Raw genomic sequence first — 16776 nt, 5'->3', positions numbered from 1 at the left:
GACTGCTATGCTGAGGTGATCCTGCCAGAGATACGCGCGCGTAAAGTAAGGTAAATAAGTGAGTGGTTATATGTGGGCTTAAGCGGTCAGGAGTGTCAGTGAGTGGTTTTTCCGACGGCGGGATGCGGCCATTTATGTGATTGAGATCACTAATTAAAATCCAGCATTTCTTTTTCGTCGATCGTGAACGGCGAATCATTCGTGCTGATATCGTCCCAACCAGTACGAATTCGGTAAAGTTTTCCCTTTCCAGGCCGAAAATTCTGGTATCTGTCTAGCGGAAAGAGAAAACATGTTAAAACGAATCAAGATTGTGACCAGCTTGCTGCTGGTCCTGGCAATATTTGGCCTTTTACAACTCACCTCAGGCGGTTTGTTCTTTAACTCATTGAAGAATGACAAAGAGAACTTCACCGTTCTGCAAACCATTCGTCAGCAACAGTCCACGCTGAACGCCAGCTGGGTTGCGCTGCTGCAAACGCGAAACACCCTGAACCGGGCGGGTATCCGTTACATGATGGATCAGAACAATATTGGCAGCGGTGCGACCGTTACCGATCTGATGCAAATTGCGACGACCTCTCTGAAACTGGCGGAAAAACACTGGGCTGAGTACGAAGCGTTGCCTCGCGATCCGCGCCAGAGTGAAACGGCGGCAGTGGAGATCAAGCGTAACTACGATATCTACCATAATGCGCTGGCGGAGCTGATCCAGCTGTTGGGCGCAGGTAAGATCAACGACTTCTTCGATCAGCCCACTCAGGGTTATCAAGACGGTTTTGAGAAGCAGTATGTTAACTACATGCAGCAGAACGATCGTCTGTATGACATTGCGGTAGAAGATAATAACCGTTCATACAGCCAGGCGATGTGGGTACTGGCGAGCGTGTTAATCGTTGTGCTGCTGGTGATTGTCGCCGTCTGGTTCGGTATTAAGCTCTCCCTGATCGCGCCGATGAACCGTCTGATCGAAAGTATTCGTCATATTGCGAACGGCGATCTGGTGAAGCGCATTGATGTGGAAGGCTCTAACGAAATGGGACAACTGGCGCAGAGCCTGCGTCATATGCAGGGCGAGCTGGTTCGTACCGTCGGTGATGTGCGTAACGGCGCGAATGCGATTTACAGCGGCGCCAGCGAAATCGCGATGGGCAACAACGATCTCTCTTCCCGTACTGAACAGCAGGCCGCCTCTCTGGAAGAGACCGCCGCCAGCATGGAAGAGCTGACCGCCACGGTGAAACAGAACGCCGAGAACGCGCGACAGGCCAGCCATCTGGCATTGAGCGCGTCTGAAACCGCGCAGAAAGGCGGTAAAGTGGTGGATAACGTCGTGCAAACGATGCGTGATATTGCTTCCAGTTCGCAGAAAATTGCCGACATCATCAGTGTGATCGACGGTATTGCTTTCCAGACCAACATCCTGGCACTGAACGCGGCGGTAGAAGCGGCGCGTGCGGGTGAACAGGGTCGTGGTTTTGCCGTGGTAGCGGGTGAAGTTCGCAACCTGGCGCAACGCAGTGCGCAGGCGGCGCGTGAGATCAAGAGCCTGATTGAAGACTCCGTCAGCCGTGTGGATGTGGGCTCAACGCTGGTCGAAAGCGCCGGTGAAACGATGGATGAAATCGTGAACGCGGTGACGCGTGTGACCGATATCATGGGGGAAATCGCCTCGGCATCTGATGAGCAAAGCCGTGGTATCGACCAGGTTGGCCTGGCGGTAGCGGAGATGGATCGCGTTACCCAGCAGAACGCCTCGCTGGTGGAAGAGTCTGCCGCCGCCGCTGCCGCGCTGGAAGAGCAGGCCAGCCGCTTGACGCAGGCCGTTGCCGTATTCCGCATTCAGCAGGAACAGCAGCGTGCGCGTGATGCCGCAGCGGTGAAACCGGCTTCTGCGTCTGTACTGCCGCGTAAAGCAGCCGTCGCGGATAGCGGCGATAACTGGGAAACCTTCTAAGCCGTCATGCCGGATGGCGCTGGCGCTTATCCGGTCTACGGGCAGGGAGCTGCTGTGTTGCCGGATGGCGCTGGCGCTTATCCGGCCTACGGGTAGGGAGTTGCTGTGTTGCCGGATGAATCCGGCCTACGGTATGGATGCGGTGCTATGTAGGCCCGATAAGGCGACAGCCGCCATCGGGCGCTTCAGACCAGCCTCAGGCGCATGGCGCAGCGTGATTCATACGCCAGACCGTGCGCCGCTTCTTCCTCTCGCTTTTGACGTAACCCTGGCGACAGGTTCTCATCATCCAGCACCACAAATCCCATTCGCGCATAGAGCGGCGCATTCCACGCCACGTCCCGAAAGGTGGTAAGCGTCAGCGCATCAAAAGCGCCGCTGCGCGCCTGCTCCGCGACGTACGCAATCAGTTGACGGCCAATGCCTTTTCCCTGCCAGTCACGCAGCAGAGACACCTCGGCGATAAACAGCGATGAATCCAGCGCTTCGGCCAGTAAAAAACCGACAGGACGCTCATCGGCCAGCGCCAGCCAGCTCAATCCTTTTGCGGCGTGTTCCCGGTGTTGTTCAACTGAAATAACAGGGCCGTCGGCTATCCATGCCAGCGCAGGCACGTCCCGAAAGCGTTGACCCGCAGAGCGTTCAATGGCGGGCATGACGGTGATATCAGCCAGCGTGGTAGGGCGAAAAGTCATCTTCATGCGCGGGAGTATAGCGTGGATTGCGCAGACCCGATAAACGTTGTGTTATCGGGCCTGTACTAAATTTAGCCTTCGGCATTCACCACTTTAATCTCAACCATCCCAATACCGAGCTTACGCGGGGAGTGGCCGAGAATATTGCCTTCATTGGTCGATACCGGGTCGGGCGGCACAATCACCAGCGTACTGGCATTTGACGGGTTATCAAAATGCAGCGTTGTTGTGGTGACTTCGTTCTCTAACACCAGCGTCTGTTCTTCCTTGCCTACGCGAACAGGAATAGGGCGATTAGCATTCGCGCCAAAGGCTTTGGCGGTGATCACCAGATCGAATTTCTTCGGTAACGGCGTGTTGTATTCAATCTTCACTTCATCACCCAGTTGCGCATTAGACCAGCGCCCCCACGATTCCGGTCGTGAAATACCGCTGAACTGCTTCACCTCTTCCGGTGCGCCAGCCACGTTAAAGATAAAACTGTCGGCTTTATAACGAATGTCGTTATCGACGATCTTCAACGTATCAACGTTGCCTTTGTAACGCTCCATATCGATAACCGTATCTTTAAACGCCGTTTTGCCTTTCCACTGTGCTTTATCGACGTGCTGGACGCTTTGTTGCCCGCCCAGTTGCCCTTGTGAAACGCACCAGTCGGTGGAGAGCGCCAGCTCCGGCGCCCACAGCTGCGCCATTTTGTAGCAGCGATCGACCCAGACGAAGTTATCGCGTGGGGCAAAATTAGCCAGCTGGAAACGCAGCGGGGCGGAGTATTCACTTTCCGGCAGTGGTTCGACGCGCTTATCCGACACTCGCAACAGCAGCGGCAGGCGGAAGTGGCTCCCTGAGAAAGCGATCATGTCTTTATCCCGATCGACGGTAAAATCCTTCATCTCTTTCGGGAAGTTCCACAGGCGAATAATGTCCGGCTTCATCGCCAGGATCTTCTCTTTGCTGTTCAGGAAGACTTCCGACAGCGACTGACCGGAGAGGCTGCTGCGCCCCAGGCCGATAAAGTTATCCCCGCCCAGAATATCCAGCACGGTCGCGCCGTTATCCATCGTGTTGCGTTTCACCGCCAGCGTATCCTGCTGAGGCTGGTCGCCGCGCAGCACGAAAAACAGGTTGTTGCGATCCTGTTTGTTCAGGTACTTCCACGCGGTGTTGTTCATCGCCAGATGGTCGGAGGAAACCACGATGACGGTATTTTTAAACCACGGCGATGCTTTGATTTTATTGATAAATTCGGCAATGTTCTCCTGGCTGCAACTGACGGCGCTAAAGGACTGGTTCGGCTTACCGTCGAAGTCGTAACGCTTGCGGTTACAGGTGCGTGAGATAAACCCGTCCGGGTGGTGAGTATCCACCGTCAGCGTAAACAGCGAGAAACGCTGGCCGGAGCGAGAGAGTTCTTCAAACTTTTTCCATGCCTCGTCGAGCACCGTATCGTCGTAAAAGCCCCAGTCGTTACGATAGCTCGGGTCTGCCACCACGGTTTTTAACTCTTCCGCACCATACAGGTGGTCGAAACCGTGGGATTTGAGGAACACGTCTTTTCCGGCGAAACGCAGATTTGCGCCCTGCACAAAATAGTTCTGATAGCCGGAGTTTTTCAGGATATCGCCCAGGCAGATATTCTGCGGGAAGAAGCTGGATACGGAAGCCGACGCGTTGCCTTCAAACGGCGCAAACAGCGGGATGCCGCACTGCGAGGCGACCATTCCGGCGATGGTGTAATCTGTGCCCGGCAATTGCATGGTGTGGCTGAAATCCAGCCCTTCGTTTTTCAGCGCGCCGAGTTCCGGCGTGAGATCCGGGAAGGCATCGTTATCAAAATAGGTGCGCTCCAGGCTTTCACCGTAGATATAGACCAGGTTGAGCTGCGGATTCGGGATCGTTTTCGACGGCTCTTTGTAATAAGCCGGGAAGTCCGGGTCGCCATCGCGCGACTGGGATTTGACCAGTTCGGAGATCTGGCGAAATGCCGGGCTGGCATCCACCGATCCCAGCGCCAGTAAGAGCGCCAACAGGCTGTAGCCGAAATGGTGAGGATGGTGGCGACGCCTGCGCAGAACCCAGCCTAACGCGCCAAATACGGCGGCCAGCGCAAGTACGATACCGGCGCCGGGCAGAATATATTTGCTGACGCCGGCACCCGTCAGGCTGTTGGTCAGCGTGTAGAGAACCGCATCGTTAATGCCGTCACCGGTAAAGTAATCACTGGCATAGAGCGTAATATTTAAGACAACAAAAAGCCCAAGTACCGCTAAAATGGCGGCAAACCACCAGGTGTTGCGACCCGCTTTCCACGCATAAATCAGCACGGACGCGAGAAACAGGGCGATGGAAAGTAACTCAGACAACTGATGATCCTCAATAAATCTGCATTCGGCAGGCGGCGTAATCTCTTTTCAGGACATACAATGTAATGGCGATGTCATATTGCTGCAATTATGGTGACATTAAAATGTGCAGTGATTAAGAATTGGTTTAGAACCTGGCTTTTTTGATCGTCGTCACTTCCCGTGATGCGGGGAAGGCGAGACAGAGAGAAGTAGAAAGAGAGAGGTCAGGCCGCGCTCAACGCTAAACGGTTGAAACGCGGCATGTTGGCGCATCAGGAAATGAAGTTCATCCCCTGTTTTAACACCAGGTCGCAGGCTTTGGTTTTCACTTTTTCCGCCAGCGGCGTGCTGCCAATGTTATCCAGGCTAAGCTGTTCGCCGTTTTGGGTATTCAGCAGACCCTGAATGCCATCCAGATAATTGGTGTCCTGCTTCTGTTCGGTGGCGCCGAGACCCAGTTTATCCAGCACCTGGTTTTTAACGTTTTCCGCATCGGTAACGGAAGTCAGTTTCTGTTTCGCGCAATACTGCAAAATACCTGCCGCGTTGTTCATGTTATCAGCGCTTAATGCCTGATTGCCGCCATTCAGCAGGCTGGTCAGGGAAGACAGCGACATGCCGCCCTGCTGTGAAGAGCTGCTTTGTTTGCTCAGTTCGCTGGCGGCGCTGGAGAGAGAATCCTGCCAGGACGCGGCGAAGGCGCTGGTGGCGATAAACGCGCTGGCGGCAACCGCGCAGCACAGAAGACGTTTTGTGGTTTTCATCGTTATGACTCGTGTGTGTGTACCTTTCGTCGCAGTATAGCGCTTGCCTGGGTCGGAATGGTCTTAATACTCTTTGCCGGTGACGCGGCTACGGTAGCTTTCCCAGTTGAAGATCACCCACAGACTGTTTCCCAGACGCATACGATCCATTACGCGCTCGCCAAGGAGTTTGGTCATCTCATCCATATTGCTGTTGGTTAACATTCCGGTAGGGCGTTTGGATGATGAGCGGCGATCGACGATCTGGTTGATGATCACTTTTTCATAGCGGGATTCGGTCTGCATGCCGATCTCGTCGATCACCAGCAGATCCACATTGCTGAGATCGTTGAGCAACTGCTCTTCGCTGGTTTCGCGATTGCTAAAGGTGCCTTTCATCGCGGACATAATATCGGCGACGGTAATGATCAAAACCGATTTTCCGCGCAGCAGCAGTTCATTGCAGATTGCCGCCGCGAGATGGTTTTTCCCGGTGCCGGGTTTGCCCGAAAAGATAAAGCTGGCGATGTTGCCGTCGAACTCTTCGACGTACTGCCGCGCTTTGCTCAGCGCGTTCATCTGCCCGTCGTTCTCAACACGATAGTTATCAAACGAGCAGTTTTGATGCAGCGGACGGATGCCGGAACGGTTGAACGTGCGCTGCATTTTCATCGCCCGGTTTTCACGCGCCAGCGCTGCCGCACGCATTTCGCCTTGCTCTTTCTGCCATGCCAGCAGTTCTTCGCCCGTTTTGAATGCAGGCTCAACATTTGCTGGCATCATTTTTTGCAGACGTTTCATCAGGTCGCCAACGTTTTTCATCGTTACCCTCGAAAACCAGGTGGAATATGGTCGTCAGGTTCGCTGACGTTGTTCACATCACGTTTCGGCATACCGCCGTTACTGGCCCGGCTGATTTGCACGCTGCGCGCCAGCTTTTGCTGCCACTGGATGTGGTGAAAAATCTTACCTTCCGCTTGCCAGTAAGCCACAAACGAGGCCAGCTCTTCGGCGGTGACGGGTTCCCTTAGCGCGACGCCCCACAGCGCAGCCTGCCGCTGGAAGTCAGCATCCGGCTGCCAGTCTGCGTACATGGCGAATTTCCCCAGCGGAACGGCCACAGGCGCGGCCTGGGAGTCTTCGTAGAGTTGAGCATCCAGTGTGACATCGCTTCCCGGGCGCGATAACTTTTCCTCCAGTGCCAGCAGTTCCGCCAGACGTGCCGGCGTCACGGCATAAAACGCGGGCGCGTTATTGGCGAAGACCGCCACCGCGCCGCTTGCCGATTTTGCCAGCACCGCGTTGTGATCGTGTAATAAGGCGTCAATACCGATGACGTCCGGGGTCAAAATTCTGGAAGACATAATGTTTCTCAACAGGGAACCACAACCGAGAAGGAATACTGTTTTTATAGTAACACACAGACGGGAGATATCGGCAGGGTGAGGGAAAGCGGCCTCACCCTGCCTGAGCGCAGGGAGAAAAGCATTACACCCGTGGGCGTTTGCGATACAGCCACAGACCGGGAACGGAAAGCCCGATGGAAAGCGCGCCGACAATAGAGGAGGCTTTCAGGAAATTGGTCAGCAATGTGATCATCAACGGTTCGCTGTAGCCAAAGTGGCTGATTTTAACGGCGGATATCATTGCCGTATAGGCGGATATCCCCGGAAACATCGGGATGACTGCCGCGACGGTAAAGACTTTGGGGTGCGCCAGATACCAGCGCGACCACTGAATGCCGATGCTCCCTACCAGCAGCGAGGCCATAAATGTCGACCATTCGATATTAAACCCGGTGGTCATCATCACCATGCGTGAGCCGTGGCCCAGCGCGCCGAGCAACGCACACCAGGGGAGCGCCCGGTGCGGCACGTTGAACACCATCGCAAAGCCCACTGCCGGGATTGCGGAGAGAATCATGTCCTGCATCAGCGCCAGAAGAAAATCGATTACACCCATCCGCGTAGCCCCCACAGCGTCATCGACATCACCACGCCGACGCACGTCGCCAGCGTTAACAGACTGGCAATCGCCCAGCGCGCCAGACCGGTATTAATGTGGCCCTTAAACATATCCGCGACGGAATTAATCAGCGGAAACCCCGGCACCAGCAGTAAGACGCTGGCGGCCATGGCGATGGTCGGAGTATGGCTGAAAGTGGGCAAGCGAAGCAAAAGGCCGGAAATGGTGGTGGCGACAAAAGCGGTGATGCAAAAGTTGATTTGTGGGTGTAAATGCCGATGCGCCAGTATCTGGCGAATATACATCGCCACCATGCTGGCGAAAAAGGTGATCACCGCGCCATCCCATCCGCCGTTATTCAGTTTGCAGAAGCAGGCGCAGGAAAGCCCGACCATCAGCGACACCAGCCACCGCGGGTAGCGCAACGGTCTGAGCTGGCTAAAGCGCTTCTCTACGCCTTTTATATCCAGCAAATTATGTTCGGCCAGGATGACAATATGCTGCACCTCCGTGACAACGTGCATATTAATGCCGCGATCCTGGTTCTTACGTGTCGATGTCAGACACTGCCCATCTTTAATGGTGGTGAGAACGATAGCGTTGGAGGAGATGGCGCTTTCCACGCTGTCCATCCCTAACGCCAATCCCAGGCGGGTGGAGAGTTCATCAACCAGCGCGCTCTCCGCGCCGTGTTGCAGTAAAAAAAGCCCGCATTGAATACATAACCGTGTAACCGTTCGCTGTAACGACTGCTCTGTTTGCATGACTCGCCCTGACTGAAAAGACGCGTTGCGTACCATCTGAATGACGAAAGTCTTCTTTGTATCATGAAGCCCGACCCTTTTGGCTCTGGCTAAGATCAATTTTGTGATGAATAAAGAGGCAGGATGCCAGACAATCAGTCGCTGAATGTCATAATTGCAGTATATTGAATGCCTTACGTCGGACGTGAATGACAGGGAATGACGTATCGTCTGTAACCTCTGAAATTAATGAGACGATATTCTTTTCTTGTGCTTCCTGAAAGCATAACTATCTGATGCGAAACATAGAGTGAGTTTATTAAATTCCCCTTGCATATGTTAGAAATGCTAATGATCTAATTTAGTTAATTTAATTGTACCGCAATTATTTTTAGCGGTAATTATGCAATAATAGTTTGGTGATTTTATACTATGCGGATCATTGTATAGAGTCGTTATTGCTATAACATTTCAAATAAAAGCCAAGGATAAACAATTCACTTCGTCTATTACCACGTCTGTTTTTCTCATTAATTATATTATTTATTAATGAGTGAACAGGAGGGGAGACCTGTGGATATGGAGGAGATATGTTGCCAGGATGCCGCAAAAACATAATTATTATCAGTAAAATACCTGTTATACAGACGGGGTTAAAAGAGGTGGTGCAGGGCCATTTCCCTGCTTATGAACTGATGTACTGCCGTTCCGTAGAAGAACTGACATTAATGCAGCTGCGCCGCTCCGATGTAGTGATTACGGATTTAACGGGAGAATGTAAACATCCCCGCGCTGTCTGCGAGCAATTTTACGCTTTATTATCTCAATACCATGATATTCACTGGATATTTCTTGTTTCCCGTGCGTTTTACTCACAGGCGATTGAGCTTCTGATGAGCCCCTTCAGTACGTTGCTGTCTGACGTTGAACCGGTTGAGAATCTGGTAAACGTGATTGAAGCAGGCAATGCCCATACGGACAGGATCAGTAAGACGCTGCTATCTCCCGCTCTGCCAGACGTCTCGAGTTTTGGCCATCGTCCGGTTGTTCTTACGCTGTCGGAACGGAAAGTGTTACGGCTTCTGGGTAAGGGTTGGGGGATTAATCAGATAGCGATGTTGCTTAAGAAGAGTAATAAAACGATTAGCGCGCAGAAAAACAGTGCGATGCGGCGTCTGTCAATACACAGCAATGCTGAGATGTATGCCTGGATAAACAGTTCTCAGGGAGCAAGAGAATTGAATTTACCTTCAGTTTATGGAGATGCTACTGAATGGAAAACCGAATTGCCAAGGGAAATGTCGCACTCATAGAGAAGTGCGTAATGAGCAGTATTGGAATGAAAAGTTTATTTGACGCGTTTCCTGATTGCCAATATAAACTTCATATTTTTCCAACTCAATCTGCTTTCCAGAAAGCGATGTTAAGTACTCCCTTTTCCGTCGTTATTTTTTCACTTTCTGCAATGCGGGAAGATCGCCGGATGGGGCTGGCTTATCTGGCGGAACTGGCTGTGAATTTTCCTCGTGTGCGCCGACTGGTCATCGCGGATGATGATGCGGAAGCCCGGTTAATTGATTCGCTGTCGCCTTCGCCGTTAGATGGGGTCTTAAGTAAAGCGTCGTCACTGGCCAGTTTGCAGGAAAAGCTCTTTTTATTATTGAACAGTAAGCGAGAGGTGACGGAACATACTCTGAACCTCTGGTATCTCAATCAGAGCCGAATGATAAGCCCCACTGAGCGTGAAATTCTGCGTTTTATGTCGAATGGTTATTCGATGCCACAGATAGCCGTCCAGCTGGAACGCAATATCAAGACGATTCGCGCCCATAAATTTAATGTGATGTCTAAACTGGGCGTCAGTTCAGATGCCGGATTGCTTGATGCGGCGGATATCCTGCTGTCTCTGCGCGCCGAAAAGCCAGGTCGCTTATCCGCGTAATTCTGTAGTCGCTCTGTATTTACAGGTTGCTTGTGCCGGGTTTATCGCCCGGGCACAAATAGCATCACTGGCACACATCAATCCAGGTTGCTGAAGTGAGTTCTGCCATTCTGTCGGGGGAGATTCGGACTGCGCTGTGCGTTGCCCCTGCTGCTGGTAAGACTTCAGCATAATGTTTTAATGAGACGTCGCAATAGACGGGCAGAGGCGTTTCCAGCCCGAAAGGGCAGACACCGCCGACCGGGTGCCCTGTGGCGATCACGACTTCATCGCTGCTGAGCATTCGCGCTTTCGCGCCAAACGTGCTCTTGAGTTTCTTATTGTCCAGGCGGGCATCGCCTTTGGCGACAACCAGAATAATGTCGTCTTTCACCTTAAGCGAAAGCGTTTTTGCTATCTGTCCTGGCGCGACATTGTGCGCTTTCGCTGCCAGTTCCACCGTCGCCGTACTCTGATTTAATTCGATGATTTCAATATCCGGGGCACGTTCGGCCAGAAACTGCCGTACCGATTGCAGACTCATTCTTTTCTCCTGACGCTGTATTAGCAGTCCTGTTTTTCAGAAAACCGCGTGGCGTAATTTGTCATAAGGAAAGCGGCACTGTAAATAATTTATGTAATAAACCAGCAGCATGAACGATTTTTCGATCGTCTTCACATTCACGGAAACCGGTTACAGTAACCGGTTGCAGTCCGGCGGGCGGGGATTAATACTGAACCTGTCACTTCCTCTGTATCACATAATAAGAGCCATTTATGAAACTTCATTCTCTCTGCTGTATCGCTGGTGTTCTCCCCGGCGCGGTCGCGAAAAGTAGTAATGGACCCTTACACGGCGGTGCTGCTGCCAGCACGTCTATGTTGTTTTGACTGACAGGAGAACGCTATGTCTACCAACCATGCTGTGTTTAATGTGATTTTTCGGTTTGTCGAAAACTACGTGAGTCCCGTTGCCGGACGTATTTCCTCACAACGTCATGTTATGGCTATTCGTGATGGCTTCATTTCGGCAATGCCGTTTATGATTGTCGGCTCCTTCCTGCTGGTTTTCGCCTATCCTCCTTTCTCACCGGACACCACCTGGGGATTTGCCCGTGGCTGGCTGGCGCTGGCGAAACAGTTTGAAAGCCAGATTTTGACGCCGTTTGATATGACGATGGGGATCATGTCCATCTATATCTGTGCGGCCATTGCCTATAACCTGGGCAAACACTATGTTAAATCGCATCAGTTAGATCCGTTTATGTGCGCTATGCTCTCGATCATGGCCTTCTTGCTGGTTGCCGCGCCGAAAACAAACGGCACTATGCCGGTTGACAGCCTGGGCGGAACGGGGATTTTTACCGCGATTCTGGTGGCGATTTACTGTGTTGAAATGATGCGCTTCCTGAAGGCGCATAACATTGGCATTCGCCTGCCCGACCAGGTGCCGCCGATGATCAAGAACTCCTTTGATCTGCTGATCCCGGTGCTGGTGGTGGTTCTGACCTTGTATCCGCTGAGCCTTGCGATCCAGTCGCAGTTCGATATGCTGATCCCACAGGCGATCATGGCGATCTTTAAACCGCTGGTTTCCGCTGCGGATTCGTTGCCCGCTATTTTGCTGGCGGTGCTGATTGGGCATCTGCTGTGGTTTGCGGGGATTCACGGAGCGGCGATTGTCTCCGGGATGCTGCAAATGTTCTGGCTGACCAATCTCGGTATGAACCAGACCGCGCTGGCGCAGGGGGCGTCGTTGCCGCACATTTTCATGGAAGCCTTCTGGACTTTCTTCATCGTCATTGGCGGTTCTGGCGCTACGATGGGGCTGGTGATTTGTTATTTACGCAGCCGTTCCGTACATTTGCGCTCTATTGGCCGCTTAAGCGTCGTGCCGAGTATCTTTAATATCAACGAACCGGTTATTTTCGGGACGCCGATTGTGATGAACCCGGTGTTCTTTATCCCGTTCCTGCTGGCGCCAATGGTGAACGCCGTGCTGGCGTGGGCGGCGATGAAGCTGGATCTGATTGGGCGGGTGATTTCCGTGGTGCCGTGGACTGCGCCTGCACCGGTTGGCGCTGCGTGGGCACTGGGCTGGGACTATCGTGCGGCGATCCTGGTGGTCATACTGGCGCTGGTGTCCGCCATCATATACTTCCCGTTCTTTAAGGTTTATGAGAAGCAGCTTCTGGCGCAAGAGGCAGAAGAAGCCGGGCGTGCAGAAGAGGAGAGCCAGCAGATGGCCTGACGTGTTGAACAAGGCGCAGCGGCGCCTTGTTTATTTCAGCGTACAGTCACCGCATTGCTGAACGTCTGGCAACCGGTAGCGTTGACAGCAGGTTCGGCGCACCAGCAGACCTTCGCGAGGGACGACGGTACGCCACAGCGGGTTATCCTGGCCACTGGAAAGTTGCTTTTCGAAGAAACAGCTCTGGCGCAGCGTTACCAACAATGCTTCGCCAAATAGCGGTTTCATTTCGGTCAGATACCAGTTGATCAGATACCCGGTGTTACTCCAGATAAGCTTACCGTTAATATCGCCGGTTGATTCCAGTGCCTGAACGACCGGCATCAGCGCAGAGACGATCAGCGTTTCCATTCTCTGTTGAGGAGAATGCGCGGTTGCCCGCTCGTCCTGATGCACATCAACCCAAAAACAGGCTGCGCGTCCGGTTTCGTGGAACTCAACGTGCATGTGCTCGGGCGAAACGTCAATGGCCCTTTCCTGGGTGAGCAGGGCAAGCATCAGAGGCGGTACCATCAGACCGATATACCATTGCGCCCAAAGCGAAATGAGCGGCTTATTTTCGCGTGGTTGCGTCGGTTGATGACGATAAATATGGTCGGAATAGATAGCCAGCAGGGAGCGCATCGTACCCGGTCGAGCCCACTGCGCCAGCGTCATGGCGCCCGTTGGGTGCGGTTCGTCCAGCCGAATAAAATCAAGCAGATGTTCGCGCGTCCGGGTTATCGTTTCACGCACGGCTTCAGCCAGCGAGGGCATCTCAGGCTGGAGATGGGCTCGCCAGGTGACATCTTCAATGATCGGTGCGGAACGGTAAGGCATAGCGCTGTATATAAGGATAGTAATCTAAATGATAATGATTGCTAATCCTAATGATAGCGATAGTCGATGGCAAGCGCTTTGTCGTGACGCTGTGCGCGGTAGCACGATGATATCGCCCTGTGTCAGACCGTACGCAGTTCGTCACTCGCAAGAATGTTGTTGCGCCCCAGGTTTTTGGCCTCATACAGCGCTTTATCCGCTTTGACGATTGCAGCCTCCATGTCCTGACCCAGTAGCGGCGCAATGCCAACGCTGATGGTGACATTGGTCGCCACGCTGACATTAAACATATGTGGGATTTTGAGATCGTAGACCTTCTGGCGAATACGTTCGGCGGTCGTGCGCGCCTCCTGTGGATCGGTCGCGGTCAGCAGGACCATAAACTCTTCGCCGCCAAAACGGGTGACAATATCCCGGGAACGGACAGCGTCACGAATCGCGGCTGAAACGCGAATGAGAGCCTGGTCGCCCATCATGTGCCCATAGTGATCGTTATAAGCTTTGAAGTGATCGATATCCAGCAGCAATACGTAGTGTTCTTCGTGCGTTTCCAGAGCAAGGAGCGTATTCAGCTTATTTTGCAGGCCGCGGCGATTATACAGGCCAGTCAAAGGATCGAGCATACTCAGCCCGTTCAGCGTTTCTCTCTCTTCCAGCAGTTTGTACATCAGTTGTTGAGCGAAATCGTCATAGCGTTTTTGAATAACATGCTGGATGGCAATGCCCGCCATCGGGAGCGCCATGAGATAAATAATCCGTATGCCGTGTTCGCTGCCATTAAGCCACAGGCAGGCCAGAACGGAAGGCAATGAATGGAACGTAAACGCAATGATATTATTAGCAAAGGCGATGGAGCCAATAAATAACACGCAGAGAAGGGCGATGAGTAGAAAAGTATAATCGCTATGGTTCATAGCATTATATTTCAGTGTGATATGCCAGGCCCACAATATGCCTGATATAACAGAAATAAAGGGGATATTAATCTTTTTATGCGTATATTTTCCGTGCCATATCAGAAGTAACGTACTTGCAACAAAGAGCAGTATTGCCGGGACTGAGACAGCCCTGACCTCATAAAGAGGAAAGACAAGCGTAAACAGCCCGGACACCGCATTGAGAAACAGAAAAAGGCGTAAAGAGAATTGATATTTTTTGGTGCGTAGTGCGCGCCAGGATTGAGCTGTCATATCTGAATGTCGTTATTTATCTATGAATTACGCTGGTTGGGGCCAAAATGAAAAATAACGTGCGGGAAAAAGCCCGCATAAATAAACGTTTTTATTGTTTGTAAGTTAACCACCGCCCAATCTATCACCTTGCTGAATTCATGTCATCAATTGTTAAAACAATCTCATACAAGGAAGTGTGACGAACTGCTGACAAATGATAAATTTTATCATATGCTATTGGTTATCATTATCGGTATCAGAGGTAAAGCCATGTTGCAGCGTACACTGGGCAGTGGATGGGGGATATTGTTGCCGGGTATTTTCATTACCGGACTGGCGTTTGCCGGCCTCTCCATTGACGCATGGAAGGTACTGATTGTATTAGGATTACTGCTGACTTCGTTGATGCTGTATCACAAACGCTTACGGCATTTCGTCCTGCTGCCGTCATGTGTCGCGCTGATCAGCGGCATGGTGCTGGTTATGATGAATTTGAATCAGGGATGAACAAACAAGACGTAAAACAGAGAAGGGAAATAAGATAATTGGTGCGAGGGGGGGGACTTGAACCCCCACGTCCGTAAGGACACTAACACCTGAAGCTAGCGCGTCTACCAATTCCGCCACCTTCGCACAGTCATCTTACTTTTTTGATATCGCCTCGTTGGTGCGAGGGGGGGGACTTGAACCCCCACGTCCGTAAGAACACTAACACCTGAAGCTAGCGCGTCTACCAATTCCGCCACCTTCGCCCAGTGCGAGCAATATCAACGTGGTTTTGGTGCGAGGGGGGGGACTTGAACCCCCACGTCCGTAAGGACACTAACACCTGAAGCTAGCGCGTCTACCAATTCCGCCACCTTCGCATACCATCGATTCTTAAAAAGAATCGCTACCACGGAGGCGCATTCTAGTGGTTTTCAGCTTTTCGTCAATAGTTAATTACGCAGGATGGATTGATTGCTGCAAAAATGGGCGCTAACCGCAGGCCGGATAAGCGAAGTGCCATCTGGCATCCGCAAACCATGCCGGATGGCGGTGCAGGCACCTTATCCGGCCTACGATGACCACTCTATTTCTTCGCCTGGCGCGTCATCACCGTGCGGTAAACTTTAAAGCGCCCGGTTTGCGCAATCACTTCGTGGAAGCCAAACGTTTCATCCAGCACTTTCGGGTAGGGCAGGAAGGCGTTAGCCACGATACGTAACTCACCGCCGCTGTTGAGGTGGCGAACCGCGCCGCGAATCAGCGTCTGCGCGGCATCCAGGCTGGTTTGTATTCCATCGTGGAACGGCGGGTTAGAGATGATCATATCAAAACGCCCTTTTACGTCAGAAAAGACGTTACTGGCGAACACCTCACCCTCAACGCCGTTTGCCGCAAGCGTTGCGCGACTGGCCTCAACGGCAGGCGCGGAAACATCACACAGGGTTAAACGCACTTTTGGCGAGTGGCTGGCTAAGGCCGCAGAGAGCACGCCTGCGCCGCAACCGACATCCAGCACTTTGCCTTTGGTATGTGGCGTCAGCGTGGAAAGCAGCAACTGGCTGCCGACATCCAGACCGTCGCGGCTGAAAACGCCGGGCAGCGTTTTGATGGTCAGATCGTTAATGCGGTACTCGCCCCAGTATTTTTCCGCATCAAAGACAGGCTGTTTTTCCAGACGGCCATGATACAGCCCGCAGCGGCGCGCGCTGTCGATTTTGTTCAGCGGCGCGTAGTCGGCCAGCATTTGCTCTGCGCTGCGAACGCCGCTACGGTTTTCGCCCACCACGAAGATGTCGGTGCCGAGCGGCAGCAGCGACAGGATATTCATCAACTGGAACTGGGCTTCAGGTTTATTTTTCGGCCAGTAGTAGATCAGCGTGTCGCAGTCCGCGACGTCGTCAGCGTGGGCGACCAGGCTAAAGCGCGCCTTCTCGCCCATCAGCTGGCTTAACAACTGCCAGTGGTGGAATTGTTGCGTATGCACGCGGCTGGCGGCGCTTTCGAAGCGGGCTGGCAGGTCATCCTGCAAATCTCCGGCAAACAGAATACGGCTTTGTTCGAAATCATCACTGTGGCGCAGCAAGACTTCACTTGCCGGGGTAAAAGCAGACATGAAAGGTTCCTCTATTGTTCCTGGCGGCGATTATAGTTGTTTGTTGGCGCAGTTTCGACGAATT

16 protein-coding genes and 3 tRNA genes are annotated in these 16776 nt (G+C 52.6%); 5 read left to right on the top strand and 14 right to left on the bottom strand.

The genetic code is table 11. The annotated features are described in order from the left end of the window. The first annotated feature begins 292 nt into the window (after positions 1 to 292). Positions 293 to 1957, top strand: coding sequence for a methyl-accepting chemotaxis protein (gene tsr, locus OGV50_RS14990; protein WP_012134223.1), 1665 nt, complete (start codon positions 293 to 295; stop codon positions 1955 to 1957). A 185-nt stretch (positions 1958 to 2142) separates the two neighbouring features. Here tsr and OGV50_RS14985 read toward each other — a convergent pair whose 3' ends face one another. From OGV50_RS14985 to OGV50_RS14955, 7 genes are all read right to left on the bottom strand, one after another. Next, positions 2143 to 2658 carry a GNAT family N-acetyltransferase gene (locus tag OGV50_RS14985; RefSeq protein ID WP_286488604.1) on the bottom strand — a complete coding sequence of 172 codons (516 nt, stop codon included), beginning with the start codon at positions 2656 to 2658 and terminating at the stop codon, positions 2143 to 2145. 65 nt (positions 2659 to 2723) lie between these two features. Further along, positions 2724 to 5015 carry a phosphatidylglycerol--membrane-oligosaccharide glycerophosphotransferase gene (opgB, locus tag OGV50_RS14980; protein WP_058668532.1) on the bottom strand — a complete coding sequence of 764 codons (2292 nt, stop codon included), beginning with the start codon at positions 5013 to 5015 and terminating at the stop codon, positions 2724 to 2726. A gap of 254 nt (positions 5016 to 5269) precedes the next feature. Further along, positions 5270 to 5761, bottom strand: coding sequence for a YjjA family protein (locus OGV50_RS14975; RefSeq protein ID WP_104867807.1), 492 nt, complete (start codon positions 5759 to 5761; stop codon positions 5270 to 5272). A 63-nt stretch (positions 5762 to 5824) separates the two neighbouring features. Further along, on the bottom strand, positions 5825 to 6562 hold the full coding sequence (dnaC, locus tag OGV50_RS14970) for a replicative helicase loader DnaC (RefSeq protein ID WP_049008305.1): 738 nt from the start codon (positions 6560 to 6562) through the stop codon (positions 5825 to 5827). 2 nt (positions 6563 to 6564) lie between these two features. Continuing rightward, positions 6565 to 7104, bottom strand: coding sequence for a primosomal protein DnaT (gene dnaT / locus OGV50_RS14965; RefSeq protein ID WP_049008309.1), 540 nt, complete (start codon positions 7102 to 7104; stop codon positions 6565 to 6567). Between the two features lie 124 nt (positions 7105 to 7228). Then, positions 7229 to 7702 (bottom strand): threonine/serine exporter, encoded by a 474-nt coding sequence (locus OGV50_RS14960; RefSeq protein WP_200091315.1) that lies wholly within the window; start codon positions 7700 to 7702, stop codon positions 7229 to 7231. Beyond that, positions 7693 to 8469, bottom strand: coding sequence for a threonine/serine exporter family protein (locus OGV50_RS14955; RefSeq protein WP_114847990.1), 777 nt, complete (start codon positions 8467 to 8469; stop codon positions 7693 to 7695). Before OGV50_RS14955 ends, OGV50_RS14960 begins: the two co-directional genes overlap by 10 nt. 569 nt (positions 8470 to 9038) lie before the next feature. On the opposite strand from OGV50_RS14955, the gene OGV50_RS14950 reads away from it, so the two are divergent. Both OGV50_RS14950 and bglJ read left to right on the top strand, forming a co-directional pair. After that, positions 9039 to 9761 (top strand): LuxR C-terminal-related transcriptional regulator, encoded by a 723-nt coding sequence (locus tag OGV50_RS14950; protein ID WP_058668534.1) that lies wholly within the window; start codon positions 9039 to 9041, stop codon positions 9759 to 9761. Next, complete coding sequence (gene bglJ, locus OGV50_RS14945) at positions 9722 to 10390, top strand: DNA-binding transcriptional activator BglJ (protein ID WP_049008312.1); 669 nt, start codon at positions 9722 to 9724, stop codon at positions 10388 to 10390. Before OGV50_RS14950 ends, bglJ begins: the two co-directional genes overlap by 40 nt. 64 nt (positions 10391 to 10454) lie before the next feature. Here the strand turns inward: bglJ and OGV50_RS14940 are convergent, their stop codons facing one another. Next, positions 10455 to 10913 carry a YbaK/EbsC family protein gene (locus OGV50_RS14940; RefSeq protein ID WP_012134213.1) on the bottom strand — a complete coding sequence of 153 codons (459 nt, stop codon included), beginning with the start codon at positions 10911 to 10913 and terminating at the stop codon, positions 10455 to 10457. A gap of 363 nt (positions 10914 to 11276) precedes the next feature. Here OGV50_RS14940 and OGV50_RS14935 point away from each other — a divergent pair, with 363 nt between their 5' ends. Next, positions 11277 to 12620 (top strand): PTS sugar transporter subunit IIC, encoded by a 1344-nt coding sequence (locus OGV50_RS14935; protein WP_200091317.1) that lies wholly within the window; start codon positions 11277 to 11279, stop codon positions 12618 to 12620. 30 nt (positions 12621 to 12650) lie between these two features. Here the strand turns inward: OGV50_RS14935 and fhuF are convergent, their stop codons facing one another. Both fhuF and OGV50_RS14925 read right to left on the bottom strand, forming a co-directional pair. Beyond that, positions 12651 to 13439 carry a siderophore-iron reductase FhuF gene (fhuF, locus tag OGV50_RS14930; RefSeq protein WP_200091319.1) on the bottom strand — a complete coding sequence of 263 codons (789 nt, stop codon included), beginning with the start codon at positions 13437 to 13439 and terminating at the stop codon, positions 12651 to 12653. A gap of 122 nt (positions 13440 to 13561) precedes the next feature. Then, complete coding sequence (locus OGV50_RS14925; RefSeq protein ID WP_012134209.1) at positions 13562 to 14629, bottom strand: GGDEF domain-containing protein; 1068 nt, start codon at positions 14627 to 14629, stop codon at positions 13562 to 13564. A gap of 252 nt (positions 14630 to 14881) precedes the next feature. Between OGV50_RS14925 and OGV50_RS14920 the strand changes: the two genes are divergently transcribed. Next, complete coding sequence (locus OGV50_RS14920) at positions 14882 to 15118, top strand: DUF1435 domain-containing protein (protein ID WP_080516675.1); 237 nt, start codon at positions 14882 to 14884, stop codon at positions 15116 to 15118. 39 nt (positions 15119 to 15157) lie between these two features. Here the strand turns inward: OGV50_RS14920 and OGV50_RS14915 are convergent. From OGV50_RS14915 to rsmC, 4 genes are all read right to left on the bottom strand, one after another. Beyond that, a tRNA-Leu gene (locus tag OGV50_RS14915) sits at positions 15158 to 15244 on the bottom strand. A gap of 32 nt (positions 15245 to 15276) precedes the next feature. Next, positions 15277 to 15363 (bottom strand) — tRNA-Leu (locus tag OGV50_RS14910). Positions 15364 to 15390: 27 nt separating this feature from the next. Beyond that, a tRNA-Leu gene (locus OGV50_RS14905) sits at positions 15391 to 15477 on the bottom strand. Positions 15478 to 15683: 206 nt separating this feature from the next. Beyond that, positions 15684 to 16712, bottom strand: coding sequence for a 16S rRNA (guanine(1207)-N(2))-methyltransferase RsmC (gene rsmC / locus OGV50_RS14900; protein WP_047459087.1), 1029 nt, complete (start codon positions 16710 to 16712; stop codon positions 15684 to 15686). Positions 16713 to 16776: the final 64 nt, after the last annotated feature.

The organism is Citrobacter sp. CK180 (assembly GCF_030333655.1).
GTDB classification, from domain to species: domain Bacteria; phylum Pseudomonadota; class Gammaproteobacteria; order Enterobacterales; family Enterobacteriaceae; genus Citrobacter_B; species Citrobacter_B koseri.
The sequence above is the reverse complement of the archived record's forward strand: the minus strand, read 5'-3'. Positions and strand labels throughout refer to the sequence as shown.